Raw genomic sequence first — 25,412 nt, forward strand, 5'->3', positions numbered from 1 at the left:
GCCGCGATGGCATTCAATCACTTACCGGCAGGCGTGCACGACGCCTTAGGCCATTGTCCGTCACGCCAGTGACACACTCGATGCCGATGGCCAACAATCACCGATCGGATCGACGCACGGGGGACACCACGGTGCGCCCCTCCCCTCGTGCTGTCCTGGACCGGCTCGCCCCGGGCCCGAGCCGCGCTTCCCGTATCACTCATACGGAGCACTTGCCCCCGAGAGCGGGACACCATGCCGTCTGGCCGGACCGCATCCGCCCCGAGGTCATCGCGGCCGTACAGGCCGCCGGTATCGAGCACCCCTGGTCCCACCAGGCACTCGCCGCGGAGTACGCCCTGGACGGCGAGTCCGTGGTCGTCTCCACCGGCACCGCGTCCGGCAAGTCGCTCGCCTATCTCGTGCCGGTCCTCAGCACCCTGCTCGACGGCTCCGACGCACCCAACGGGCGGGGCGCGACTGCCCTCTACCTCGCCCCCACGAAGGCGCTCGCGGCCGACCAGTGCCGGGCCGTGAAGGATCTCGCCCGCCCCCTGGGCAACGCCGTACGGCCGGCGGCCTACGACGGCGACACCCCCGTCGAGGAGCGCGAGTGGGTGCGCCAGTACGCCAACTACGTCCTGACCAACCCCGACATGCTGCACCGCGGCATACTCCCGTCCCACCCCCGCTGGTCCTCCTTCCTGCGTGCCCTGCGCTATGTCGTCATCGACGAGTGCCACACCTACCGCGGTGTCTTCGGCTCCCACGTCGCCCAGGTTGTGCGCCGCCTGCGCCGCCTGTGCGCCCGCTACGGCTCCGAACCGGTGTTCCTCATGGCCTCCGCCACCGCCGCCGAACCCGCGGTGGCCGCCCAGCGCCTCACCGGACTCCCCGTACGCGAGATCGCCGACGACGCCTCTCCTCGCGGAGAGCTCGTCTTCGCCCTCTGGGAGCCACCGCTCACCCAGCTCCACGGCGAGAAGGGCGCGCCCGTGCGACGCACGGCCACTGCCGAGACCGCCGACCTCCTGACCGACCTGGTCACGCAGGGCGTGCGCACGGTCGCCTTCGTACGGTCCCGCCGGGGGGCCGAGCTGATCTCCGTGATCGCCCAGGAGCGGCTGGCCGCACTGACGTCAGCAGCCGAGACCCCCGGCGACCGCTCACTCGCCCAGCGCGTTGCGGCCTACCGGGGCGGCTACCTGCCCGAGGAGCGCCGCGCCCTGGAGCGCGCCCTCCACTCCGGGGACCTCCTCGGTCTGGCCGCCACCACCGCCCTCGAGCTCGGAGTCGACGTCTCCGGGCTGGACGCCGTCCTCATCGCCGGCTATCCGGGGACGCGAGCCTCGCTGTGGCAGCAGGCAGGCCGCGCCGGTCGCTCCGGGCAGGGCGCACTGGCGGTGCTTGTCGCCCGGGACGACCCGCTGGACACCTATCTCGTCCACCACCCCGAGGCCCTGTTCCAGAAACCGGTGGAGTCCACGGTCCTGGACCCGGACAACCCGTACGTCCTTGCCCCGCACCTGTGCGCCGCGGCCGCCGAGCTTCCCCTCACAGACGACGACCTTCCCCTCTTCGGTCCGGCCACCGCCGATCTGCTGCCGCAGCTGGAGGCCGCGAAGCTGCTGCGCCGCCGTGCCAAGGCCTGGCACTGGACCCGCAGGGAACGGGCCGCGGACCTGACCGACATCCGCGGCGGGGGCGGCCGTCCGGTGCAGATCGTGGAGGCGGAGACCGGCCGGCTGCTCGGCACCGTCGACGCCTCCGCCGCGCACGCCACCGTCCACGACGGTGCGGTCCACCTGCACCAGGGCCGTACGTATCTGGTGCGGCAACTGGACCTGGAGGACTCGGTCGCCCTGGTCGAGGAGGCAGATCCGCCCTATTCGACTGTGGCCCGCGACACCACCTCGATCTCCGTACTGGAGACCGACGTCGAGGTCCCGTGGGGCGAGGCACGTCTGTGCTACGGCTCCGTCGAAGTCACCAACCAGGTCGTCTCCTTTCTGCGTCGCAAACTCATCACAGGCGAGGTGCTGGGCGAGACAAGGCTCGACCTCCCTCCTCGTACGCTCCGCACGCGCGCCGTGTGGTGGACAGTCACCGAGGACCAGGTCGACGCCGCGAGGGTCAACCCCGACCAGCTCGGCGGTGCCCTCCACGCCGCGGAACACGCGTCGATCGGCATGCTGCCGCTCTTCGCGACCTGCGACCGCTGGGACATCGGCGGCGTCTCCATCCCGCTGCACCCGGACACCCTGCTCCCCACCGTTTTCGTTTACGACGGCCACCCGGGCGGCGCCGGCTTCGCGGAGCGCGCCTTCCACACCGCTCGGGAGTGGCTCACCGCCACCCGCCAGGCCATCGCATCCTGCGAGTGCGACGCGGGCTGCCCGTCGTGCATCCAGTCCCCGAAGTGCGGCAACGGCAACGATCCCTTGCACAAGCGCGGAGCCGTGCGCCTCCTGACGGTGCTGCTTCAAGGGGCTCCCGAGAACGAGGCACCCGGTCCTGCGAAGGCCGCGGAGCGCACCGAGACCTGAGCCTCCGCCTCCGGGCCCGACCCCGCCACCGGGAGTGAAGCCTGCTCGGAGGCCGGGGGCGGCGGTCCCGGAGCAACCGGTCCCGCCGGTCCCGCCCGTGATCTGACCTCCGCCGTCCACGGACCGAGGCCGGCCGCCGCCGTCACGTCCGAGATCTCGCCAGAGACAGTGCATCGCACGAGCCGAGCGCCCTGTGCCTGTGCCACCCGTTCCGCCCGGGCGCACGCGGGCGTACTCCCCTCCATCCAGTGGTCCGCCGCCGCAAGTGCGGCAAGGTCGGCTGCTCCACCCGCCTCATGACGAGCGATCACGGCCTGGCCCATGGTCAGCACGGCGCCGAACACCAGGCACAGCACCGCGACCGCCCCGACGACCCAGACGGTGGCGGAGCCCCGGTCCGACGCGCGAGCCTGCGACCAGCGGGTTGTCCAGCCGTGCCACTCGCACCGGCGCCTGTACCGGGAGCGCCTCATCCGCCACTCATCCCCACCGTCTCCTCCGCCAGCGCCACGGCCTCGTGCCGCAGGCGCAGGGACAGCGCCCCGAGGCCCGGTGAGTCCGCTGTGACCTCCACCCGGACCAGGTCACCGTCCCGCCGCACGGTGACCCGTGCCCCGTCCGGTGCGGCCTGCTCCGCCGCCGCCACAGCGACCTTCTCCGGATCCTGGCGGGCGGCGGCACGAGCCCCGGCCCGCGCGGCGTCCACACACTGGATCTGGGCGGACGCGGCCAGCAGCGCCCAGACCAGTCCCATCGCGAACAGCACCAGAGAGGGAAGCACCACCGCCGCCTCGGCCGTCGCGAAGCCCTGGTCCCGAGGCCGCCGGACCGAGCGCCTCACAGCGGTCACATCCCTCTCGCCCCCACCTGCATGCATCACATCGCCCGCATGGATCTCAGGCCCGCCCGCATGCGTCACACCCTCGCCCGCACGCATCTCACTCCTGCCCGCGTGCGTCTCGTCGCCGGCCGCATGCGGCTGATCCCTGGCCGCATGCGGCTGATCCTGATCCTTTGTCGGCCACGCCTCAGAACTGGACATCGAGCGCCTTCTCCACGATGCCCTGCAGCGCGGCCATCACCTGCCCACTCGTCAGCACCTTGTAGAGCAGGGAGGCGAACCCCACTGCCGCGATCAGGCCCATCGCGTACTCAGAGGTGACCATCCCCGCGTCCCTCGGCCGCTCCGCGGACGCCGTACGAACCTTGCGCAACAGGCCACGCACGCGTGCCCGCATCACTTCACACATCTCAACCCCCAGAAAGATCCAATGGAATTCGGTACTCGTGGCCCGCTCGTTCGACGGACCCTGCTTTTACGGTCCGGTGCCCGGACTCACGCCCCTCTCAGCCACCACCCCCGCCCAGCACGCCATCCGCCAGCCCGATCAGCACCGGGACGATCCCGACGGCGATGAACGCAGGCAGAAAGCACAGCCCGACGGGAGCAGTGATCAGCACCCCGGCGCGGCGCGCCTTCGCCATGGCCGTACGCCCCCACTCGGCCCTGGCCTCCGTGGCCAGCCGTGCGACCGGCGCGGCCGCCGGTGCACCCGACTCTCCGGCCCGCTCCAGCAGGCGGGCCAGCGCCTCGGCCCCCGGTATCGCGGCCAGCCGCCGCCATGCCTCGGCAGGTTCGCCGCCGAGCCGCACCTCGGCCGCGCCCCACGCCAGCCGCTCGCCCACCGGACCGCCCAGCGATCCGCCAACCGCCTGCGCGGCCCTGACGGGGTCGGCGCCAGCCGCGATGCATGCCGCCAGCAGATCGGCGGCGAGCGGCAGTTGCCGTGCCGCGGCATCCGCATCGACGTCCGGTGCCGGCGCACCTGTCCGTCGCCAGCGCAAGGCGCCGTACCCGGCGACCGCCCCGACGAGGCATCCCACAACACCTCCCACCAGCGCATATCCGGCACACGCCGCGCCCACCACCGGCGCCCATCTCCGTACCGCATGCCGCACTCGCGCTTCTCTGGCAGGAGCCGCCCGGCGCACCGTGTCCAGCAGTGCACTCAGCCGGCGCCGCAGCGTCCGTTCACGCCGCCGGGAACTCAGTAGGTGCACCAGCCACAGCACAGTCACCGCGATGCACACCGCCACCCCCAGCCTGTGGACAACGTTCACTGCCGCTCCGCCCCTCGTACGATCCTCAGTGCCCACCACGACCCCGCCCCCTCCAGCGCTCCGCCCACGAGCAGGCAGCCGAGCCCCGGCCCGGTGTGCAGCAGCACCCGCAGCGGGTCGGCGCCCAGTGCCGTCCCGAGAAGCAGGCCAAGGAGGGGAAGCGCCGCGAGCAGTACGGCCGTTGAGCGAGCTCCCGCCAATTGAGCTCGCAGGTCCGCCCTTTGATCGCGCTCCGCACGGAGTGCGCTCTCCAGCCGCTCCAGCCCGGCGGCGAGGCCGGCCCCTCTGTCCACGGCGACCCGCCAGCACGCCGCGAGCCCTCGCAGACCTTCGGCCCCCGGCTCCCGTGCGGACTCCCCCAGGGCCCCCGGAACGTCCCCGCCGAACCGGGCTGCTGCTACCACTGCCGCCCGGGCCCCGCCGAGCCCACCGGAATCGCGGGCCGCCACGAGCAGCGCCTCGGCGGGCTGCCGCCCCGCGCGCACTTCTCCGGCGAGCGCTCCGCACAGCGCGATCACCGCATCGGTCCGCTTCTCGCTCAGCTGCCGTGCCGTACGGGCACGCAGCGCCCGCCCGGCAAGGGGCACACCCACTGACCCCACGACAAGCGGCACCAAGGACTCCCCGATGAGCGCGACGGTCACCCCGGCCATAAGGCACCACCATTCGGGCCGCAGCCGAGCGCGGCACCAGGCCCTCGCCCAACCCCATGGCGACCGGACGGGTCCTGTGGCCCCACCCTCCGCCAGCAGCCGCCGAGCACGTCGCACCACTCGGTCACGCCCGGCCATCACCCAAGCCGCCGCTCCCGCGCACACCATCGCCGCGCACATCGGCCCTGAGGGCACAATCGCTGTCACAGCGCCCCATCCCCGAGCAGTTCCCGTAGCCGCTGCCAGCCGCGCTCGTACCGGAACGCGTCCGCGCCCCAGCGCAGAGCGGGCACCGTCACCACAAGCCCGGAGGCCTCCCGCTCCAGCACGTGCACCTCTGCGATACGCCGCCGTCCGTCGCGATCGCGCACGAGATGGAGCACCACAGACAACGCGGCCGCCAACTGGCTGTGCAGCGCCGCCCGGTCGAGACCGGCCGCAGTGCCCAGCGCCTCCAGTCGCGCCGGCACATCGCCCGCGGCATTGGCATGGACGGTGCCGCAGCCTCCTTCGTGACCCGTGTTGAGCGCGGCAAGCAGATCGACGACCTCCGCGCCCCGCACCTCGCCGACGACCAGCCGGTCGGGCCGCATCCGCAGAGCCTGGCGCACCAAGTCCTCGAGCGTGACGAGCCCCGCACCCTCCTGGTTGGCGGGCCTGGTCTCCAGGCGCACCACATGAGGATGGTCGGGCCGCAACTCCGCGGAGTCCTCGGCGAGCACGATCCGCTGGCCCGGTCCGACCAGTCCGAGCAGGGCGCTCAGCAGAGTCGTCTTGCCCGAGCCAGTACCGCCGCTGATCAGGAACGACAGCCTCGCCTCGAGCAGCGCTCTCAGCACCCGCTCTCCGCCGGGCGGCACTGTGCCCGCCGCCACCAGCTCGTCCAGGGTGAAGGCACGCGGCCGCACGACCCGCAGAGACAGACAGGTCGAGCCCACGGCGACCGGCGGCAGCACCGCGTGCAGTCGCGTCCCGTCCGGCAGCCGGGCGTCCACCCAGGGCCGTGCGTCGTCGAGCCGCCGCCCGGCCACGGCCGCCAGACGCTGGGCAAGGCGTCGTACCGCCGCCGCGTCCGGGAAGGACACACCGGTGAGCTCCAGGCCGCCCCCTCGGTCCACCCACACCCGGTCGGGCGCGGAGACCAGGACGTCGGTCACCCGCGGGTCGGCGAGCAGCGGCTCCAGGGGCCCCGTGCCGACCAGCTCGGAACGCAACTGTTCGGCTGCGCCCAGTACTTCGGCGTCGCCGAGCACCCTGCCCTGCTCCCTCAACGCCTGGGCCACCCGGGCCGGGGTCGGGTCGGAACCACTTTCGGCGAGCCACTGCCGCACTCCGTCCAGCAGCCCGGCAGCCCTTCCGGCCTGCCCCGCGTGTCCGGGGCCACCTGCCACCCCGATGGGCTGGCGGCTCATACGCCCCCTCCTTCAGCGGGCACCCGCTCCCAGAAGGCGCTGCAGAACCGCGCCAGCGGACCGCGCGCGGCCGCCCCGGGCGGCGTACCGCTCGCCTGAGCCGCCAACAGGCCGGGCTCCACCGGGAGTTCTCCCGCCAGCGGCAGCCCCAGGAGCCGCGCGACCTCCTCCGCGGGGAGCCCACCGAGTCCACCGCAGCCACGCCCGGCACCCACCACGACCCGCAGGTCCTGCAGCACCATGCCCACCACCGACGCAACCCGTCTCGCCGCGGCCACCGCGCGAAGTTCAGGTGGCACCACCAGCAGCCCCAGGTCCAGCTGAGCGAGGACCTCGGCGGTGCCGTCGTCCACCCGGCGCGGCAGATCCACGACCACCGAGCCGCCCCGCCGACGCGCGGCGGCGAGTACCGCGCGCACGGCCTCCGGCGGAACGACCACCGAATCGCCCCGGTCCCAGCTCAGGACCCGCAGCGCATGCAGCTCGGGCAGTGACTCCTCGAGTGCCGAGCCGCCGACCCGCCCGCGTGACTCGGCGAACGCGGGCCAGCGCAGCCCGTCGGCGGTCTCACCACCCAGCAGTACGTCGAGGCCGCCGCCCAGCGGGTCGGCGTCCACGAGCAAGGTGCGGCGCCCCTCCCGTGCCGACGTCACCGCGAGCGCGCACGCGAGCGTGGAAGCCCCCGCCCCTCCGCGCCCGCCGATCACCCCGACTGTGAGCGCGGGCAATCCCGCACCCTCGGCCACGTCGGCGATCCGGTCCACCAGCCACTGCTCACCATCGGGGAGCCGCAGCACATGGTCGGCGCCGATCTCCACGGCCCGCTGCCACACGTCCGGATCGTCCTGGTCGTGACCCACCAGGACCACTCCCCGTCTGCGGACAGCGCCCCTCACCCGGACGGCGGCATCGTCCCCGACCAGCACGAGGGGCGCCGCTTCCCAGTCGCCTCGCTGCTCGGGCACCCCGTGGTGCACCTCGGGTCTCGCCCCTGCCGCGGCACACAGCCGCAGCAGGTCGTCCAGCAATTCCACGTCCTCCGTGACGATCAGCGGTGCGCCCTGCCGCCTGTCGGCGGCCGGCGACCGGTCGTATGCGATGGCTCCCGCCACGATCCCCAGCCCCTCTCGCTGTACACGTCATGCGCCCGTGAACCCGCGAGCACGGAGGACCGGCCGCCAATTCGCCAAACAGGAGTGGCGACTGGAAGCGGCCGTAGGAACCGGCGAAAGCGAGCCGGGTCTTGAACTCCGCGAGCGGGACGAGCGGAATCACCGTGCAGCGATCCCGGAAATCGTGTGGATCTTGGTCAATAACTGTGGACAAGCCTGCGGTTGTGAATATCCCCCTCACCCATACCGGTGACATCGCCGGAACTTCCACAGAGCAGCGCAACCACTACACAGAGTGACCAGTTGAGGCAGTCGGACGGCAGCACTGCTGAAGCCACAGGGAGGGCCCGATGATCGGAGAAGAGGGGACGAAATGCGTCCGGACATGCGACGACCCCCGCCGGGGGGGAGAGCGGGGGTCGTCCCCACGGCCGACTCGGGGGGGGAGGAGTCGGACCGGGTTAGCACGGTCGCGAACGATCCGTGACTTCCATGGTGTACCCGAGAGCCCTCTCAGGCAAACCCACGCGCCACACCTTACGCCGAATGGTGGGCCCCTATGCTCTGGCACGTGGAAAACCACTCGTCGCCTCGCGCAGCTGCCTTCTTCGACCTGGACAAGACGGTCATTGCGAAGTCGAGCACGCTCACCTTCAGCAAGTCGTTCTACCAAGGCGGGCTGATCAACCGCCGGGCCGTACTGCGCACCGCGTATGCCCAGTTCGTCTTCCTGGCGGGCGGGGCCGACCACGATCAGATGGAGCGCATGCGCGAGTATCTGTCGGCGCTGTGCCGAGGGTGGAACGTGCAGCAGGTGAAGGAGATCGTCGCCGAGACCCTGCACGACCTGATCGACCCGATCATCTACGACGAGGCCGCTTCGCTCATCGAGGAGCATCACACCGCCGGGCGCGACGTCGTGATCGTCTCCACCTCGGGCGCGGAAGTCGTCGAGCCGATCGGCGAGCTGCTCGGGGCGGACCGGGTCGTGGCGACGCGGATGGTCGTCGGCGAGGACGGTTGCTTCACGGGCGAGGTGGAGTACTACGCGTACGGACCCACCAAGGCGGAAGCGATCAAGGAGCTGGCGGCATCAGAGGGGTACGACCTCGCGCGATGTTATGCGTACAGCGACTCGATGACCGACGTGCCCATGCTGGAGTCCGTCGGTCATCCATATGCGGTCAACCCCGACCGAGCACTGCGCCGCGAGGCCGTCTCGCGCCAGTGGCCGATTCTCGACTTCCATCGACCTGTCCGGCTCAAGCAGCGGATCCCCGCGTTCAAGGTGCCCCCGCGCCCGGCTCTGGTCGCCATGGCCGCCGTCGGCGCCGCCGCCGCCACCGCGGGTCTCGTCTGGTACGCGAGCCGCCGCCGCACCACGACGGCATGACCGCCGGACCCGGCGCGGGGCACCTCTGCCGCGCCGGCCCCGCCACCAGCGCAGACGCCGCACACAGCGTCCGAATCACCCTTGTTTGAACCTAAAAGTAAAAGAAGTTCAGCCAGCACTTCCGCTTGCCCTTGACTCTGGAGTACAAAGGACTCAACGGCCCGCGAGACCAAGGCAATATCCGAAAGGATCACCTTTAAACGCAACGAAGGCCCACGGACCGATGCATGAACACCGGGCACCCACGCGACGTCGACCCGTCGATTACGGGCCAGCCGCACCAGGCGACGGGCAGAGTCCCCGGCCTGATGGGCAGATAACGAGGACGCATGGTAACGCGGTGAACATGCCAGCGGCGGTACGAATCCTCGTACCGCCGCAGCCCTGCCCGAGGGCCTGTCCGCTTTACGCCGCTCCGCGCTGGAGCGCCTCGCAGACGGCCGTCGACTCCCTGACACCCAGCTCAACTGACCGCCCGCAGTGGGCGATCCAGGCCGCCATCCCGTCCGGCGTACCGGACGCATAGCCCTCGAGCGCGGCCGCATAGGCCAGCCGTCCCTGCTCCGCGTGGCCGACCTCGGCCGGGCAGATGGACTTCGGGTCGAGGCCGCTGCCGATCAGCACGATGCGCTCGGCCGCACGCGCGACCAGCCCGTTGTGCGAGCCGAAGGGTCGCAGCGCCAGCAGCTCACCGTGCACCACGGCCGCAGTCACCAGCGCCGGGGCCTGGCTGCCCGCGATGATCAGCTGCGACAGGCCGTCCAGGCGGGCGGCCACCTCGTCCGCGCTGGGCAGCGGAAGGTCGATCAGCGTTTCGTCGACCGGTTCGCCGTCCCGCCGGGGGCGTCCCACCTCCTCGGACCGCCCGGCGGCCGCCACCAGATGGAGGCGCGCCAGCACCCGGAGCGGCGACTGCCGCCAGATGGAGAGCAGTTGACCCGCCTCGGCGGTGAGCCGCAGGGCCGCGCCGACGGTGCGCGCCTCGTCGTCGCCGCTGAAGTCGGTGCGCCGACGTACTTCCTCGAGCGCCCAGTCGGCGCCCGACAGCGCCGCGGATCCGCGTGCGCCACGCAGCGCCGCCTCGGAGGTGACCTCGTTGCTGCGGCGCCGCATGATCCTGTGGCCGTAGACCCGGTCCACCGCCCTGCGCACCGAGTCCACGGAGTCGGCGACGCCGGGCAGGGAACTCAGGGTCGCAAGCGGGTCGGCGGACGCACCTTTCGTACTCATGAGTACGACACTACGCGCCGGACGATCTCCCACGACCACTGCTCCGATGAGCTTCTCGCCACACCGCCTTCGCCCACGAAGGGGTGGTCTTTCCCCCTGCCGTGTTGCCACGCTCCGAGATCACGCCATTACGCTTGGCGAACATGAAGATCGCTTTCGTAGGGAAGGGTGGCAGTGGCAAGACCACACTGTCCTCCCTCTTCATCCGTCATCTCGCCGCCACCGGCGCTCCGGTGCTCGCCGTCGACGCGGACATCAACCAGCACCTGGGCGCCGCTCTAGGTCTCGAGGAGGCGGAGGCCGCCGCGCTGCCCGCGATGGGCGACCGGCTGCCGCTGATCAAGGACTATCTGCGCGGCACCAACCCGCGGATCTCCTCCGCCGAGACGATGATCAAGACGACACCACCGGGCGAGGGTTCCCGGCTGCTGCGGGTGTGCGAGAACAATCCGGTCTACGAGGCGTGCGCCCGCCCCGTGGAACTCGACGGCGCCGCCGCCCGTTTGATGGTCACCGGCCCCTTCACCGAAGCCGACCTCGGCGTCGCCTGCTATCACTCGAAGACGGGCGCGGTGGAACTGTGCCTGAACCATCTGGTGGACGGCCGCGGCGAGTACGTGGTCGTCGACATGACGGCAGGCTCGGACTCCTTCGCGTCCGGCATGTTCACCCGCTTCGACATGACCTTCCTGGTGGCCGAGCCGACCCGTAAGGGAGTGTCCGTCTACCGCCAGTACAAGGAGTACGCGCGGGACTTCGGCGTGGTGCTCAAAGTCGTCGGCAACAAGGTGCAGGGGCAGGACGACATCGACTTTCTGCGAGCGGAGGTGGGAGAGGACCTGCTGGTCACGGTCGGGCACTCGGACTGGGTGCGCGCCATGGAGAAGGGCCGCCCGCCCCGCTTCGAGCTCCTGGAGGACGCCAACCACCGCGCCCTGCAAGCGCTTCGGACGGCCGCAGAGGCGACGTACGACGTCCGCGACTGGGACCGCTATACGCGTCAGATGGTGCACTTCCACCTGAAGAACGCACAGAGCTGGGGCAACGCGCGGACGGGCGAGGATCTGGCGTCGCAGGTGGACCCCGGCTTTGTGCTGCGGGAGAGCCTCGACGGCTCGGAGGTCAGTGCCCCTCAGCCGGCATGACCGCCGGGCTGCCGTCGCGTCGTCGGCAGCAGCCCGGCCATTCGCCCGCGCATCCCCGAACGACCGCGACATGCCGTCGACCCGCGAGACGTCCTCGACCCCGAGACGCCCTAGCCTTCCCTGGACGTCGAAGCACCGGATGTCAAAGCACCAGGTGCCCCCTTAGGGGCCGGCGAGGGTTCGGCGGCGAGGTAGCGGGCCCAGCCCGCCTTCGGGGCCTCGCCGACCTTCAGCTCCCGCAGCTTGTCGAGGACGGCCGGGTCCTGAGCGTCGAGCCAGTCGGCGAGCTGACGGAAGGAGACACAGCGCACGTCCCGCTTGTTGCAGACACGTTCGATGGTCTCCTCGATGGCCCGCATATAGGTGCCGCCGTTCCAGGACTCGAAGTGGTTGCCGATGATCAGCGGCGCCCGGTTGCCGTTGTAGGCGCGGTCGAAGCCCTGCAACAGGCCGTCGCGCATCTGGTTGCCCCAGTACTCGTGCTTGGACGGGTCGCCCTGGGTCGCGGTACCGGACTGGTTGACCATGAAGTTGTAGTCCATGGTCAGCGTCTCGAAGGACCGTCCCGGTAGCGGCACGAGCTGCATCGACAAGTCCCAGAGGCCACCCTTCCGCTCGGGCCAGACCTGGTTGTCGACGCCGCTGGTGTCGTAACGGAAACCGAGCTCGCGGGCCGCCCGCCGGAAGTTCTCCTTGCCCTCCAGGCAGGGCGTGCGGGCGCCGATGAGCTCCTTGTCGTAGTCGAAGGGCAGCGGCGCCGTCGTCTTCAGGCCCGCGTTCGTCTTCCACGACTTCACAAAGGACTTGGCCTGCCGGATCTCGTCCTTCCAGTCCTCCACCGACCACTCGCCGACGCCCCCTCCGCTGCCGCAGAAGTGGCCGTTGAAGTGCGTGCCGATCTCGTTGCCCTCGAGCCAGGCTCCGCGGAGCTGCTCCACGGTCGCCTTGATTCCCTCGCGGTCGTTGAAGCCGATGTCCGAGCGGCCGGGCGAGTGGTGCGGCGGCCGGTAGAGGTCAGCCTTCTCCTCGGGGAGCACGTACACGCCGCTGAGGAAGTACGTCATGGTGGCGTTGTTCTTCTTCGCCACCTTGCGGAAGTACGAGAACAGTTTCTGGCTGTCCTCGCCCGCGCCGTCCCATGAGAACACCACGAACTGCGGGGGCTTCTGGCCGGACTTCAGGCGCTGGGGTTTCGCCAGATTCGGCTGCGCCCCGGTGAACGCCGTCGAACCGTCACCGATCAGGCGCACCGCACTCTTCGGCGCCGGAGCAGGAGCCACAGCTCCCTTCGGGCCCTTGGCGCCTTCCCTTGCGCCCTCTTTGGCGCCGGTCGCGCCGCCTGAGCAGCCGGCGAGGACGGTGGCACAGGCCGCGGCGGTCGTGATCCTCGCAGCGATCCTCATGGTGACGGCCATCTCCGCCCACCTTCTTCCTTCGGTCGGGGCAGTGCCTCGAGTCCGGGCAGTGCGCCGAACCCGGGCAGTGCGCCGAACCCGGGCAGTGCGCCGAACCCGGGCAGTGCGCCGAACCCGGGCAGTGCGCCGATCGAGGCTTTTACCGGGACTGTCACCGGCGCGCTCAACGTCGCACGACGCCACGGAAGGAATTAGTACGACAAGCCGATAAGAAGCTGCATTCACTCGCCAGGGTGAACGTATGGCCCTTTTGTCCCAATAATCAGGCGCCCACCTTTACTCTGCATTACGGTTCATTTACCAAGTGTTGAGAAATCCCGCCGCTGCAACGCCGTGACCCACGGCCGCGACCCACCCGGCAATGGCCGGGCCCCCAGTTCCGCGACCGCGCCGCCCCGGAGGAGACGGGAAAAAGATGTCAGCCTGCGTCCCCACTCGCATCGACGACTCTTCGCTCACGACCGACGCCCATGGACCCCACAGCCCGCCGCCGAACCGGCACCGAAGATTCCGGATCGCCGGCGCCGACCTGTCCGCCTCGGTGGCCGTCTTCCTGATCGCGCTGCCCCTGTCGCTGGGCATCGCCCTCGCGACCGGAGCACCGCTCCAGGCAGGCCTCGTCGCCGCCGCGGTGGGCGGCCTCGTGGCGGGCCGGTTCGGCGGCGCACCGCTCCAGGTGAGCGGCCCTGCCGCCGGGCTCACCGTCGTGACCGCCGAGATCATCCAGCAGTACGGATGGCGTACGACCTGCGCCATCACCGTCCTCGCCGGACTCGCCCAGCTCGGTCTGGCCTACCTGCGGGTGGCGCGTTCGGCGCTCGCCGTGAGCCCCGCCATCGTGCACGGCATGCTGGCCGGCATCGGTGTCACCATCGCCGTCGCCCAGCTGCATGTCGTGCTCGGCAGCACCCCGCAGAGCTCCGTGGTCGACAACCTCAAGGCTCTGCCCGGTCAGTTGGCCCAGCTGCATCCGGCGGCGCTCTCGGTGAGTCTGCTGACCTTGGCTGTTCTCCTGGCCTGGCCCCGGATTCCCGGGCGGGCAGGGCGTGCCGCCCGGAAGATCCCCGCCGCCCTCGCGGCCGTTGCGCTGGCCACAGCGGTGGCGGCGCTGGCCGGGCTGCGGCTGCCGAGGGTGGATCTGCCCTCCTGGTCCAGCCATGCGCTGCCGCAGTTGCCCGATGGACCCATGCTGGGCATCGCGGCCGCCGTGCTGACCATCACCCTCGTCGGCAGCGTCGAATCGCTGCTCTCCGCGGTGGCCGTGGACAAGCTGGCCGCAGGACGCAAGGGGCCCCGCGTGCCGCGGGCCGACCTCGACCGGGAGCTGCGCGGCCAGGGGACGGCGAACATCGTCTCGGGCGCGCTCGGCGGCCTGCCCGTCACCGGCGTCGCGGTGCGTAGCGCGGCGAACGTCCATGCGGGCGCCGTCAGCCGCAACTCCGCGATGCTGCACGGCCTGTGGGTCGTGGTGGCTTCGCTGCTCCTGGTGCCGGTGCTCGACCTGATCCCGCTGGCCGCGCTTGCCGCGCTGGTCATGGCCGTCGGCATCCAGATGGTGAGCATCAACCACATCCGTTCGGTCACCCGCCACCGCGAGGTGCTGGTCTATGTGGTGACGACGGTGGGCGTGGTGTTCCTCGGCGTCCTGGAGGGCGTGGGCGTCGGTATCGCCGTCGCGGTCGCCGTCGCACTGCACCGGCTGACCCACACCCGCATCACGCACGAGGAGGACGCATACGGCATCCACCACGTCCGCGTCCGCGGGCAGCTGACGTTCCTCGCCGTGCCCCGGCTCAGCCGCGCCCTGCACCTGGTGCCCCATGGAGCCCGAGTCGTCGTCGAGCTGGACGGCTCATTCATGGACCACGCGGCGTACGAATCGCTGCAGGACTGGCAGGACGCCCACCGCGCGCACGGCGGATCGGTCGAGATGACCGGGCGCGCCGGGATCGCGGCCTCCCCTGCCCATGGGGCCACTCAAGGCGGCAAGGCCGCTCAGGAAGATCTCCCCACTCGAAGGAGGTCGAGAGTCATGGAGAAGGCGCGAGCCTGGGGAAGACTCGGCGAGCCCACGGTCGCCTCGCACTCCTGCTGCCGCCCATGGACGCCGTGGCACAACCACCACTGCGACCGGCCCGGGCACACGCCGGAGGACGGTCTGCCCAGCGGGCACCAACTGGCCAGCGGGATCAGCGCGTTCCAACGCGACACCGCTCCCCTGGTGCGCGGTGAGCTCGCCCGGCTGGCGCGCGAAGGGCAGCGGCCCACCCAGCTGTTCCTGACCTGCGCCGACTCCCGGCTCGTCACCTCGATGATCACCTCCAGCGGTCCGGGCGACCTCTTCGTCGTGCGAAATGTGGGCAATCTGGTACCGCTGCCGGGCGAGGAGAGCGGTGACGACTCGGTTGCGGCAGCCATCGAGTACGCCGTGGACGTCCTGAAGGTGCAGTCGATCACCGTGTGCGGGCACTCCGGATGCGGTGCGATGCAGGCACTTCTGCAGTCCGGCGGGCAGTCTGACGACCAGGCCGGGCGACAGGCCACGGCCTCGCGCCCGGAGGAGCCCGACGGTGTGCAGACGCCACTCAGGCGCTGGCTGCGGCACGGGCTGCCCAGCCTGCGGCGCATGGCCGACGCGGAGCAGCCCGGGGCGCGGCTGGACAGAAGGGGGCCGGCCGATGACGTCGAGAGGCTCTGTCTGACCAATGTGGTGCAGCAGTTGGAGCATCTGCGGGCGCACGAGGCGGTGGCTCGGCGGCTCGCGGACGGCACGCTCGAGCTGCATGGCATGTACTTCCATGTGGGCGAGGCCCAGGCGTATCTGCTGTCCGACGCCGCGCCGGACGGCATGGTCTTCGACCAGGTCGGCGACGCGCCCCTCCACGACGTCGGCAAGGCGTCCTTCGACCAGGTCAGTGGCGCGCCCCTGGAGGACTCGCGCGCCTGAACCCTTCCCTGATCCCGTCCGTGAGTAGGTATGACCCCGTGCCGGTGCGCGGGGTCATATCGGCGTAAAGGTCTAAACCAGTGTTCGGCAGACCCTTGCACCCGTGGCCTCGGACTGATGAGCTATGGCCTGGGACACAACGGACACCCTGGGAAAGGGAGATGTCGTGAGCAACGAAAGCCTGGCCAACCTGCTTCGTGAGGAGCGGAGGTTCGCGCCGCCCGCCGACCTGGCCGCGCACGCCAACGTCACCGCGGAGGCGTACGAACAGGCCAAGGCTGACCGGCTCGGCTTCTGGGCCGAGCAGGCGCGTCGGCTGACCTGGGCCACCGAGCCGACCGAGACGCTGGACTGGTCGAACCCGCCGTTCGCCAAGTGGTTCGCGGACGGCAAGCTCAACGTCGCGTACAACTGCGTGGACCGCCATGTCGAGGCGGGCCTCGGCGACCGTGTCGCGATCCACTTCGAGGGTGAGCCGGGCGACAGCCGGGCCATCACCTACGCCGAACTGAAGGACGAGGTTTCCAAGGCCGCGAACGCCCTGACCTCGCTCGGTGTGCAGAAGGGCGACCGGGTCGCCGTATACATGCCCATGATCCCGGAGACCGCGGTCGCCATGCTGGCCTGCGCCCGCATCGGCGCCGCGCACTCCGTGGTCTTCGGCGGCTTCTCTGCCGACGCGCTGGCCACCCGTATCGAGGACGCCGACGCCAAGGTCGTCATCACCTCCGACGGCGGCTACCGCCGCGGCAAGCCGGCCGCGCTCAAGCCCGCCGTGGACGATGCCATCGCGCGCGTGGACCGTGTCGAGCACGTCCTCGTGGTACGCCGCACCGGGCAGGACGTCGCCTGGACCGAGGGCCGCGACGTGTGGTGGCACGAGCTGGTCGAACAGCAGTCGGCCGAGCACACCCCGGAGGCCTTCGACGCCGAGCACCCGCTGTTCATCCTGTACACGTCCGGTACGACGGGTAAGCCGAAGGGCATCCTGCACACCTCCGGCGGCTACCTCACCCAGGCCGCGTACACGCACCACGCGGTCTTCGACCTCAAGCCCGAGACGGACGTCTACTGGTGCACCGCCGACGTCGGCTGGGTCACCGGCCACTCGTACATCGTGTACGGGCCGCTGGCGAACGGCGCGACGCAGGTCATGTACGAGGGAACGCCCGACACCCCGCACCAGGGGCGCTTCTGGGAGATCGTCCAGAAGTACGGGGTGACCATCCTGTACACGGCGCCGACGGCCATTCGTACGTTCATGAAGTGGGGCGACGACATCCCCGCGAAGTTCGACCTGAGCAGCCTGCGCATCCTGGGGTCGGTCGGTGAGCCGATCAACCCCGAGGCGTGGATCTGGTACCGCAAGCACATCGGGGCCGACCGGACGCCGATCGTGGACACCTGGTGGCAGACCGAGACCGGCGCGATGATGATCTCGCCGCTGCCGGGCGTCACCGAGACGAAGCCGGGCTCCGCCCAGACGCCGCTGCCCGGTATCTCCGCCACCGTCGTCGACGACGAGGCGCGCGAGGTGCCCAACGGCGGGGGCGGCTATCTCGTCCTGACCGAGCCGTGGCCGTCGATGCTGCGCACCATCTGGGGCGACGACCAGCGGTTCATCGACACCTACTGGTCCCGCTTCGAGGGCAAGTACTTCGCGGGCGACGGCGCCAAGAAGGACGAGGACGGCGACATCTGGCTGCTCGGCCGGGTCGACGACGTGATGCTGGTGTCCGGCCACAACATCTCGACCACCGAGGTGGAGTCGGCGCTGGTCTCGCACCCGTCGGTCGCCGAGGCGGCGGTCGTGGGCGCGGCGGACGAGACGACCGGCCAGGCCATCGTCGCGTTCGTGATCCTGCGGGGGACGGCCGCCGAGACCGCCGACCTGGTCGGCGAGCTGCGGAACCACGTCGGCTCCACGCTGGGCCCGATCGCCAAGCCGAAGCGGATCCTGCCGGTGGCCGAGCTGCCGAAGACCCGCTCCGGCAAGATCATGCGGCGCCTGCTGCGCGATGTCGCCGAGAACCGCCAGCTGGGCGACGTCACGACGCTGACGGACTCGTCCGTCATGGAGCTGATCCAGTCGAAGCTGCCGGCTGCGGCGAGCGAGGACTGAAGCCCCGCAAAGGTCTGCGGAAGGGCACCTGGCAGCGCGCCGGGTGCCCTTTTCGCTACACGGCGTCGCGGGGTCCTCCCCCAGCTAACGCGCTGGGCGAGGAACGCCTGCCCACAGCGGCAGCAAAGATCATCAGGTAGGTCTTGCGGTCACCCGGTAGGGTGGTTCTCGCGTCAGGAACGCGTAAGCGATCGCGTAACGATCGCGCCAGGGTGCGCCGGGAAGTCTGGTCGGCAACGCAGTACAGCCAGCTGTCTTGCCGATCACGACCAGGAGGTCCCGCCCGTGGCCGCGCCCGCACCTGCACCCACGCCCACACCCCCGAAGACACGCAAGGTACTGGGCCGTCTGTCCCTGCCGGAGCGGAACTACGTCGCGGACGCCCTGCGCACCGAAACCCTCGGCGGAGTCCTCCTCCTCGTCGCCGCCGTCACCGCGCTGATCTGGGCGAACACCCCGCTCCACGGCAGCTACGAGGCCGTCCGCGACTTCCACATCGGACCTGCCGCACTCGGCCTGGACCTCTCCCTCGAGCACTGGGCCGCCGACGGGCTGCTCGCCGTCTTCTTCTTCGTCGCCGGCATCGAGCTCAAACGCGAGCTCGTCGCCGGCGATCTGCGCGACCCCAGAGCCGCGGTGCTCCCGGTCGTCGCCGCCATCTGCGGCATGGCCGTACCCGCGCTCGTCTACACCTTCGTCAACACGGTCGGCGAGGGTTCACTCGCAGGGTGGGCGGTGCCGACGGCGACCGACATCGCCTTCGCCCTCGCCGTACTCGCCGTCATCGGCACGTCACTGCCGTCCGCACTGCGCGCCTTCCTGCTGACGCTCGCCGTCGTCGACGACCTCTTCGCGATCCTGATCATCGCCGTGTTCTTCACGAGCGACCTGAACTTCGCGGCGCTCGGCGGCGCCGTCGCCGGCCTCGCCGTCTTCTGGCTGCTGCTGCGCAAAGGCGTGCGCGGCTGGTACGTCTACGTGCCGCTCGCACTGATCATCTGGGGGCTGATGTACAACAGCGGCGTCCACGCCACCATCGCAGGCGTCGCCATGGGTCTGATGCTGCGCTGCACACGCCGTGAGGGCGAGGAGCAGTCCCCCGGTGAGCGCATCGAACACCTCGTACGCCCCCTCTCAGCGGGTCTCGCCGTGCCGCTGTTCGCGCTGTTCAGCGCCGGGGTCGTGATCTCCGGCGGGGCGCTGGGCGAGGTGTTCACGCAGCCGGAGGCACTGGGAGTGGTGCTGGGCCTGGTCGTCGGCAAGGCGGTGGGCATCTTCGGCGGCACCTGGCTGACGGCCCGGTTCACCAGGGCTTCGCTCAGCGAGGACCTCGCATGGCCCGACGTCTTCGCGGTGGCCTCTCTCGCGGGCATCGGCTTCACCGTCTCGCTGCTGATCGACGAGCTCGCCTTCGCCGAGGACCCGGTGCTGTCGGACGTGGTCAAGGCGGCTGTCCTCATGGGCTCCGTCATCGCGGCCGTGCTCTCAGGAGTGCTGCTGAAGATCCGCAACGCCAAGTACCGCAGGCTGTGCGAGGACGAGGAGCGCGACGAGGACCTCGACGGCATTCCGGACGTCTACGAGCTCCACAAGCCCGAGTACCACCTCCGCATGGCCCGGATCTACGAGGCCAAGGCGGCCGAACACCGCAGGCGTGCCGAAGTGGCGTCCGGGGCAGGCGGACAGGGCGACGGTCCGGCATGATCTGACACCAGGGGCGCAGTACGCACATGCAGGGCGCACTCACCCGGCTACCGCTGGGGGCACCCCCAGGTGTCACACCCGCAGAAGAGAAGAGGGAGACCGCGATGAGCGCACCCGACGGCCCTGTCGGCGCCGACCGCAGCATCGGCCAGCTGTTCGCCTCGGCGTCCAGCGAGATGTCCGCGCTGGTGCACGACGAGATCGCGCTGGCCAAGGCCCAGCTGCGCCAGGACGTCAAGCGCGGTGCGGTCGGCGGCGGCGCGTTCGCGGTGGCGGGCGCGGTGCTGATCTTCTCCCTGCCCATGCTGAGCTTCGCCCTGGCCTACGGCATCAACGCGTGGAGCGGCTGGCATCTGTCGGTCTGCTTCCTGCTGTCCTTCGCCGCGAACGTGCTGCTGGCCGGGTTGCTGGCGCTGATCGGCACCGTGTTCGCGAAGAAGGCCAAGAAGGGCGGCGGCCCGCAGAAGACCGTCGCCTCCGCCAAGGAGACGGCCGCCGTCCTGCAGAAGGCCAAGCCGCATCCGCGAGCCGCCGTGCCCGCCTCCTCCCGGCTCGGCCTGCCGGAAGGCGTCGGCGGCAAGGCCGACGCTGTGGCACGCTCGTCCTCATGACGGACCCCTCCACCCCTTCGGCCCACTCCGCGCAACCTGCCTCAGCCGTACGCATCGACATCCCCGGCGGCAGAAAGGTGACGCACCGGGACATCGCCGCCAACGGCGCGCGCTTCCACATCGCCGAACTGGGTGACGGGCCTCTCGTCCTGCTGCTGCACGGATTCCCGCAGTTCTGGTGGACCTGGCGCCACCAGCTGGTCGCGCTCGCCGACGCGGGCTTCCGCGCGGTCGCGATGGACCTGCGCGGCGTGGGCGGCAGCGACCGGACCCCCCGGGGCTACGACCCCGCGAACCTCGCGCTCGACATCACGGGAGTCGTACGGTCCCTCGGCGAGCCCGACGCGGCGCTGGTCGGCCATGACCTCGGCGGCTATCTCGCGTGGACGGCGGCCGTGATGCGGCCCAAGCTGGTGCGCCGGCTCGCCGTGTCCTCGATGCCGCATCCCCGGCGCTGGCGTTCGGCGATGCTCTCCGACGTCCGGCAGACCGCCGCGGGCTCCTACATCTGGGGCTTCCAGCGGCCGTGGCTGCCCGAGCGCCGGCTCGTCGCGGACGGCGGCGCACTGACGGGCCGGCTGATCCGGGAGTGGTCGGGGCCGCGGCTTCCGGATGACGAGGCGGTGGAGACGTACCAGCGGGCGATCTGCATCCCCTCGACGGCGCACTGCTCGATCGAGCCGTACCGGTGGATGGTCCGCTCCATGGCACGGCCCGACGGCATCCAGTTCAACCGCCGTATGAAGCGGCCGGTGCGGGTGCCGACGCTGCATCTGCACGGCTCCCTCGATCCGGTGATGCGCACGCGCAGCGCGGCGGGCTCGGGCGAGTACGTGGAAGCCCCGTACCGCTGGCGGCTGTTCGACGGCCTGGGGCACTTCCCTCACGAGGAGGACCCGGTGGCCTTCTCGGCCGAGCTGGTCAACTGGCTGAAGGACCCGGAGCCGGACCGCTGATCGGCCTCCGTCGGGCTGCTTCGGGCTTCTTCGGGGACTTCTCCGGGCGGCCGTCCAAGTGACCGTTAATCGGACGTGAACGCCAGTCCTTCGAACGCCACATGCCTGCCGCATAGGCCAATTGGGGGCCCAGCGCGAGGTTACCGACCTTGAGGCACGGGCAGACCTCGGGGTATGGGCTGGACGCACGACTACAGTGACGCAGCACGAAACCGCCGCTCGGCCGCGGGGCTGAACAGTCATCAGGAGGGCGGCCCGCAACATGCGGGTCCCGACGATTCCTCCCAGGTGATCGGCATTCCCCGCATCCTCCGCCGCAGGGCCCGCTGGGTCTCGGCGCGCCTGCGGCATACGCGCGGCTAGCCGCGGCGGCATACGCGCGGCGGCCTGCGGCTCCTCCGGCATCCCGGACGTACGGGCTTCCTCTGCAGGGCACACGCCTGCTCCAGGCACACCCGTGCACAGGGCGCACCTCGCTACAGACGCACCCTGCTACGGGAGAGACGCCTGCTACAGCGCGCACTCCTGGCTGTCGACCTGCTGGTTCGCGGTGCGGCCCCGGTTGACGTCCTGACGCACCTCGTCCGCGGTGAGCGCATAGCCCGTGTCGGGGTCGTCGAGCGACTTGGCGAAGACCACGCCGTAGACCTTGCCGTCCGGGGTGAGCAGTGGGCCGCCGGAGTTGCCCTGGCGCACCGTCGCGTAGAGCGAGTACACATCGCGGCTCACTGTGCCGCGGTGGTAGATGTCGGGGCCGTTGGCCGGGATGCGGGCGCGCACGCGCGCGGGACGCACGTCGTACGAGCCGTTCTCCGGGAAGCCGGCGACGATCGCGTTGCTGCCGCTGGTGGCGTCGGTGGACGTGAACTTCAGTGCGGGCGCATTCAGGTTCGGGACGTCCAGTACGGCGATGTCCCGCTGCCAGTCGTAGAGCACGACCGTGGCGTCGTAGAGCTTGCCCTTGCCGCCTATCTGCACGGTGGGCTCGTCCACGCCGCCGACCACATGGGCGTTGGTCATGACGCGGCGGTCGGAGAAGACGAAGCCGGTTCCTTCGAGGACCTTGCCGCAGCTCTCCGCGGTGCCGAGGACCTTGACGATGGAGCGCTGGGCGCGGGCCGCCACCGGGCTGTCGGCGAGGGCCGGGTCAGGCGCCTGCACCTCGTTGATCGGCTCGTTCGAGAACGGGCTGAAGACCTGCGGGAAGCCGTTCTGCGCGAGGACCGAGGAGAAGTCCGCGAACCAGGTGTCCGCCTGATCGGGCAGCGCCCGGGAAACGCCCTGCAGCACCTTGGAGTTGCGGACTTCCTTGCCGAGCGTCGGCAATGTCGTGCCCGCGAGGGCCGAGCCGATGAGCCAGGCCACCAGCAGCATCGCCACCACGTTGACCAGGGCCCCGCCCGTGGCGTCCAGGGCGCGGGCAGGGGACCACGTGATGTACCGGCGGAGCTTGTTGCCGAGATGCGTGGTGAACGCCTGGCCGACGGAGGCACAGACGATGACCACGACGACCGCGACGACGGCGGCCGTGGTCGTCACCTGTGCACCTTCCGTCACCTCGTTCCAGATGACGGGCAGGAGGTAGACCGCGACGAGACCGCCGCCGAGGAAGCCGATCACCGACAGGATGCCGACGACGAACCCCTGGCGGTAGCCCACGACCGCGAACCACACCGCGGCGATCAGCAACAGGATGTCCAGCACGTTCACCGATTCAAGCCTCGCCTCGCATTGCGGCCGCCGTCTCCTGGCCGGGGCCCCGAGGGCCCGCGGCTTCAGCGGCCGATGTCAGGTCCCCGGGATCACACATCACGTACGCCAGCCTGTCACGCACGCCAGTCGAGCGGGACCTGCTTATTGGTGTCCCAAGGGCGCTCCCAGCCCGAGTAGTGAAGGATCCGGTCGATCACTCCGGCCGTAAAACCCCAGACCAGAGCCGATGCGACCAGGAACGCTGGACCTCGGTGACCGCTCGGGTGCACTGTCGTCGCACGGTTGTCCGGGTCCGTGAGATCCGCCACGGGGACCGTGAAGACACGGGCCGTCTCGGCCGGATCGACGACGCCGACCGGTGACGGCTCGCGCCACCAGCCCAGCACGGGTGTGACGACGAAGCGGCTCACCGGGATGTACAGCTTCGGCAGGACGCCGAAGAGCTGGACGCCGCGCGGGTCGAGTCCGGTCTCCTCCTCGGCCTCGCGCAGGGCGGCGCGCAGCGGCCCCACGGTCGCCGGATCGCCGTCCTCCGGGTCCAGGGCGCCCCCGGGGAAGGACGGCTGCCCGGCATGCGACCTGAGGGAGCCGGCGCGCTCCATCAGCAGCAGCTCGGGGCCGCGCTCGCCCTCGCCGAACAGGATCAGTACGGCCGACTGGCGGCCCGCGCCATCCTCAGGCGGCAGAAAGCGGCTGAGCTGCCGCGGCTGCACCGACTCGGCGGCGCTCACCACGGGCGCCAGCCACTCGGGCAGGCCCTCGGCACTCACCGCCGGCGGGCCGTCCTGATCCCAGGCCCTGCTGGTGTCCATGTGGCTCGCGTGCGTCATCGCCACCCCCGTCCCTCTGAACACAACGCCGGCGGCCATGCGGATGGTTCCACCGGACGGGTCGCGGACGGTGCCGTCAGCCCCCTCATTCGGCCCCCAGCGGTGGCGCGGGCCGGCCCGGATAGTCCGGGGGCGGCTTGAGGCGCTGACCCGGCATGCCGCCCTTTTCGTACTTCAGCAGCTTCTTCGCCTTCTCGGGGTCCGTCTCGCCCTCTCCGTACGCCGGGCAGAGCGGGGCGATGGGGCAGGCGCCGCAGGCCGGCCTGCGGGAGTGGCAGATGCGCCGGCCGTGGAAGATCACGCGGTGCGAGAGCATCGTCCACTCGCTCTTCGGGAACAGCGCTCCGACGGCCGCCTCGACCTTGTCCGGGTCCGTCTCGTCGGTCCACTTCCAGCGGCGGACGAGCCGGCCGAAGTGGGTGTCGACGGTGAGTCCCGGGACGCCGAAGGCGTTGCCGAGCACGACGAAGGCGGTCTTGCGGCCCACTCCGGGGAGCTTCACCAAGTCCTCGAGCCGACCCGGGACTTCGCCTCCGAACTCATCCCGCAGGGCGGTTGCGATGCCCATGATCGACTTGGTCTTGGCGCGGAAGAAACCCGTCGGCCGGATGAGCTCCTCGACCTCTTCGGGGTTGGCCGCGGCCAGGTCCTCCGGGGTCGGGTACTTGGCGAAGAGCGCGGGCGTGGTCTGGTTCACCCGCAGGTCCGTGGTCTGGGCGGAGAGGACGGTCGCGAGCAGGAGCTGGAAGGGGTTCTCGAAGTCGAGCTCGGGGTGGGCGTACGGATAGACGTCGGCGAGCTCGCGGTTGATACGGCGGGCGCGGCGGACGAGCGCGGTACGGGACTCGGGCTTGGCGGCCTTGGTCGCCGGGGCGCTCTTGGCAGGGGCGGCGGTACTCGCGGGGGCGCTCTTGCCGGGCGCCGCCTTCTTGGCTGCCGCCTTCTTGGCTGCGGCCGCTCCCTTGGCGGCCACCGTCCCCTTGGCGACTACCGGTGCTTTCACGGCAGCCGTCTTCTTCTCGACCGTCGCCTTCTTCGCGGCCACCGTTCCGTTCCCGGCAGCCGTTCCCTTCACGTCCGCCGTCTTCTTCGCGGCCACCGTTCCGTTCCCGGCAGCCGTTCCCTTCACGTCCGCCGTCTTCTTCGCGGCCACCGTTTCCTTCCCGGCAGCCGTTCCCTTCACGTCCGCCGTCTTCTTCGCGGCCACCGTTCCCTTCCCGACAGCCGCTTCCTTCACGTCCGCCGTCTTCTTCGCGGCCGTCGCCTTCTTCGCGGCCGTCGCCTTCTTCGCAACCGCGACCTTCTTCGCCGCGGTGCCTGTCGCCTTCTTCGCCGCGGCCTTGGTCGGCGTCGGCTGCCCGGCCGCTCCATCCGGCGTCGGATTTGTCGCTTTTGTCGCATTCTCTGGCTCGGCGGCGACCTGTTCGCCCATAGCGGAATTACGGCGTACAACCACCGGCCCAGCCCCCTCTGCCCGTGCTCTCACTGGCGTTTTGGACACCCGACCAGCCTAAAGCCAGCAA

20 protein-coding genes and 1 pseudogene are annotated in these 25,412 nt (G+C 70.6%); 9 read left to right on the plus strand and 12 right to left on the minus strand.

Features of this window, described 5'->3' with window-relative positions; translation table 11 throughout:
* Positions 1-6 precede the first annotated feature (6 nt).
* Positions 7-2,525: pseudogene (gene sftH / locus H1D24_RS04300) on the plus strand (DNA 3'-5' helicase SftH).
* Here the strand turns inward: sftH and H1D24_RS04305 are convergent.
* The 7 genes from H1D24_RS04305 to ssd all read right to left on the minus strand — a co-directional run bounded on the left by H1D24_RS04305 (position 2,462) and on the right by ssd (position 7,823).
* Positions 2,462-2,998, minus strand: coding sequence for an Rv3654c family TadE-like protein (locus tag H1D24_RS04305; protein ID WP_181656014.1), 537 nt, complete (start codon positions 2,996-2,998; stop codon positions 2,462-2,464). The pseudogene sftH and the gene H1D24_RS04305 sit on opposite strands and share 64 nt — an antisense overlap.
* Complete coding sequence (locus tag H1D24_RS04310; RefSeq protein WP_309484196.1) at positions 2,995-3,366, minus strand: TadE family type IV pilus minor pilin; 372 nt, start codon at positions 3,364-3,366, stop codon at positions 2,995-2,997. Before H1D24_RS04310 ends, H1D24_RS04305 begins: the two co-directional genes overlap by 4 nt.
* Positions 3,367-3,553: 187 nt before the next feature.
* Positions 3,554-3,775, minus strand: a complete 222-nt coding sequence (locus tag H1D24_RS04315; protein WP_181656015.1) for a DUF4244 domain-containing protein — start codon at positions 3,773-3,775, stop codon at positions 3,554-3,556.
* 97 nt (positions 3,776-3,872) lie between these two features.
* Positions 3,873-4,646, minus strand: coding sequence for a type II secretion system F family protein (locus H1D24_RS04320; protein ID WP_181656016.1), 774 nt, complete (start codon positions 4,644-4,646; stop codon positions 3,873-3,875).
* A complete protein-coding gene (locus H1D24_RS04325) occupies positions 4,643-5,479 on the minus strand; it encodes a type II secretion system F family protein (protein WP_181656394.1) in 837 nt (278 codons plus the stop codon). The genes H1D24_RS04320 and H1D24_RS04325 overlap by 4 nt, the downstream gene beginning before the upstream one ends.
* 23 nt (positions 5,480-5,502) lie before the next feature.
* Positions 5,503-6,711: a TadA family conjugal transfer-associated ATPase gene (locus tag H1D24_RS04330; RefSeq protein WP_258563824.1), complete on the minus strand. Its 1,209-nt coding sequence runs from the start codon at positions 6,709-6,711 to the stop codon at positions 5,503-5,505.
* Entirely contained in the window at positions 6,708-7,823 is a 1,116-nt protein-coding gene (ssd, locus tag H1D24_RS04335) for a septum site-determining protein Ssd (protein WP_181656017.1), read from the minus strand. The genes H1D24_RS04330 and ssd overlap by 4 nt, the downstream gene beginning before the upstream one ends.
* A 559-nt stretch (positions 7,824-8,382) precedes the next feature.
* Between ssd and H1D24_RS04340 the strand changes: the two genes are divergently transcribed.
* The gene (locus tag H1D24_RS04340; protein ID WP_181656018.1) at positions 8,383-9,216 is read left to right on the plus strand and encodes an HAD family hydrolase; all 834 of its coding nucleotides are present in this window, start codon (positions 8,383-8,385) and stop codon (positions 9,214-9,216) included.
* Between the two features lie 405 nt (positions 9,217-9,621).
* Here H1D24_RS04340 and H1D24_RS04345 read toward each other — a convergent pair whose 3' ends face one another.
* A complete protein-coding gene (locus H1D24_RS04345; protein ID WP_181656019.1) occupies positions 9,622-10,446 on the minus strand; it encodes a Fic family protein in 825 nt (274 codons plus the stop codon).
* 143 nt (positions 10,447-10,589) lie between these two features.
* Between H1D24_RS04345 and H1D24_RS04350 the strand changes: the two genes are divergently transcribed.
* Complete coding sequence (locus tag H1D24_RS04350; protein ID WP_181656020.1) at positions 10,590-11,591, plus strand: ATP-binding protein; 1,002 nt, start codon at positions 10,590-10,592, stop codon at positions 11,589-11,591.
* 110 nt (positions 11,592-11,701) lie between these two features.
* Here H1D24_RS04350 and H1D24_RS04355 read toward each other — a convergent pair whose 3' ends face one another.
* A complete protein-coding gene (locus H1D24_RS04355; RefSeq protein ID WP_181656021.1) occupies positions 11,702-13,006 on the minus strand; it encodes a polysaccharide deacetylase family protein in 1,305 nt (434 codons plus the stop codon).
* Between the two features lie 415 nt (positions 13,007-13,421).
* Here H1D24_RS04355 and H1D24_RS04360 point away from each other — a divergent pair, with 415 nt between their 5' ends.
* From H1D24_RS04360 to H1D24_RS42080, 6 genes are all read left to right on the plus strand, one after another.
* The gene (locus H1D24_RS04360; protein ID WP_181656022.1) at positions 13,422-15,953 is read left to right on the plus strand and encodes a SulP family inorganic anion transporter; all 2,532 of its coding nucleotides are present in this window, start codon (positions 13,422-13,424) and stop codon (positions 15,951-15,953) included.
* A 124-nt stretch (positions 15,954-16,077) separates the two neighbouring features.
* The gene (gene acs, locus H1D24_RS04365; protein WP_181656023.1) at positions 16,078-18,075 is read left to right on the plus strand and encodes an acetate--CoA ligase; all 1,998 of its coding nucleotides are present in this window, start codon (positions 16,078-16,080) and stop codon (positions 18,073-18,075) included.
* Positions 18,076-18,360: 285 nt separating this feature from the next.
* Entirely contained in the window at positions 18,361-19,779 is a 1,419-nt protein-coding gene (gene nhaA, locus H1D24_RS04370; protein ID WP_181656024.1) for a Na+/H+ antiporter NhaA, read from the plus strand.
* Positions 19,780-19,883: 104 nt separating this feature from the next.
* On the plus strand, positions 19,884-20,390 hold the full coding sequence (locus H1D24_RS04375; RefSeq protein ID WP_181656025.1) for a phage holin family protein: 507 nt from the start codon (positions 19,884-19,886) through the stop codon (positions 20,388-20,390).
* Positions 20,387-21,346 (plus strand): alpha/beta fold hydrolase, encoded by a 960-nt coding sequence (locus H1D24_RS04380; protein ID WP_181656026.1) that lies wholly within the window; start codon positions 20,387-20,389, stop codon positions 21,344-21,346. The genes H1D24_RS04375 and H1D24_RS04380 overlap by 4 nt, the downstream gene beginning before the upstream one ends.
* Before the next feature lie 174 nt (positions 21,347-21,520).
* Complete coding sequence (locus H1D24_RS42080) at positions 21,521-21,709, plus strand: hypothetical protein (protein WP_258563825.1); 189 nt, start codon at positions 21,521-21,523, stop codon at positions 21,707-21,709.
* Between the two features lie 147 nt (positions 21,710-21,856).
* Here the strand turns inward: H1D24_RS42080 and H1D24_RS04385 are convergent, their stop codons facing one another.
* The 3 genes from H1D24_RS04385 to nth form a co-directional block, all read right to left on the minus strand.
* Positions 21,857-23,056, minus strand: a complete 1,200-nt coding sequence (locus tag H1D24_RS04385; RefSeq protein WP_181656027.1) for a MarP family serine protease — start codon at positions 23,054-23,056, stop codon at positions 21,857-21,859.
* A 116-nt stretch (positions 23,057-23,172) separates the two neighbouring features.
* Positions 23,173-23,889, minus strand: a complete 717-nt coding sequence (locus tag H1D24_RS04390; RefSeq protein WP_246460752.1) for an NUDIX hydrolase — start codon at positions 23,887-23,889, stop codon at positions 23,173-23,175.
* A gap of 85 nt (positions 23,890-23,974) precedes the next feature.
* On the minus strand, positions 23,975-25,018 hold the full coding sequence (nth, locus tag H1D24_RS04395; RefSeq protein ID WP_181656395.1) for an endonuclease III: 1,044 nt from the start codon (positions 25,016-25,018) through the stop codon (positions 23,975-23,977).
* Positions 25,019-25,412 lie beyond the last annotated feature (394 nt).

Origin of the sequence: Streptomyces himalayensis subsp. himalayensis, from assembly GCF_013778455.1 — a bacterium.
Classification (GTDB): domain Bacteria; phylum Actinomycetota; class Actinomycetes; order Streptomycetales; family Streptomycetaceae; genus Streptomyces; species Streptomyces himalayensis.

Excerpts from the sequence above, each read along its gene's own strand:
- acs (WP_181656023.1), top strand. The coding sequence starts at position 16,078 with ATGGCCTGGGACACAACGGACACCCTGGGAAAGGGAGATGTCGTGAGC.
- H1D24_RS04360 (WP_181656022.1), top strand. The coding sequence starts at position 13,422 with ATGTCAGCCTGCGTCCCCACTCGCATCGACGACTCTTCGCTCACGACC.
- H1D24_RS04330 (WP_258563824.1), bottom strand. The coding sequence starts at position 6,711 with ATGAGCCGCCAGCCCATCGGGGTGGCAGGTGGCCCCGGACACGCGGGG.
- H1D24_RS42080 (WP_258563825.1), top strand. The coding sequence starts at position 21,521 with ATGGGCTGGACGCACGACTACAGTGACGCAGCACGAAACCGCCGCTCG.
- H1D24_RS04315 (WP_181656015.1), bottom strand. The coding sequence starts at position 3,775 with ATGTGTGAAGTGATGCGGGCACGCGTGCGTGGCCTGTTGCGCAAGGTT.
- H1D24_RS04375 (WP_181656025.1), top strand. The coding sequence starts at position 19,884 with ATGAGCGCACCCGACGGCCCTGTCGGCGCCGACCGCAGCATCGGCCAG.
- H1D24_RS04345 (WP_181656019.1), bottom strand. The coding sequence starts at position 10,446 with ATGAGTACGAAAGGTGCGTCCGCCGACCCGCTTGCGACCCTGAGTTCC.
- H1D24_RS04380 (WP_181656026.1), top strand. The coding sequence starts at position 20,387 with ATGACGGACCCCTCCACCCCTTCGGCCCACTCCGCGCAACCTGCCTCA.
- H1D24_RS04350 (WP_181656020.1), top strand. The coding sequence starts at position 10,590 with ATGAAGATCGCTTTCGTAGGGAAGGGTGGCAGTGGCAAGACCACACTG.
- H1D24_RS04390 (WP_246460752.1), bottom strand. The coding sequence starts at position 23,889 with ATGACGCACGCGAGCCACATGGACACCAGCAGGGCCTGGGATCAGGAC.
- H1D24_RS04325 (WP_181656394.1), bottom strand. The coding sequence starts at position 5,479 with ATGTGCGCGGCGATGGTGTGCGCGGGAGCGGCGGCTTGGGTGATGGCC.
- H1D24_RS04340 (WP_181656018.1), top strand. The coding sequence starts at position 8,383 with ATGCTCTGGCACGTGGAAAACCACTCGTCGCCTCGCGCAGCTGCCTTC.
- H1D24_RS04305 (WP_181656014.1), bottom strand. The coding sequence starts at position 2,998 with ATGAGGCGCTCCCGGTACAGGCGCCGGTGCGAGTGGCACGGCTGGACA.
- H1D24_RS04355 (WP_181656021.1), bottom strand. The coding sequence starts at position 13,006 with ATGGCCGTCACCATGAGGATCGCTGCGAGGATCACGACCGCCGCGGCC.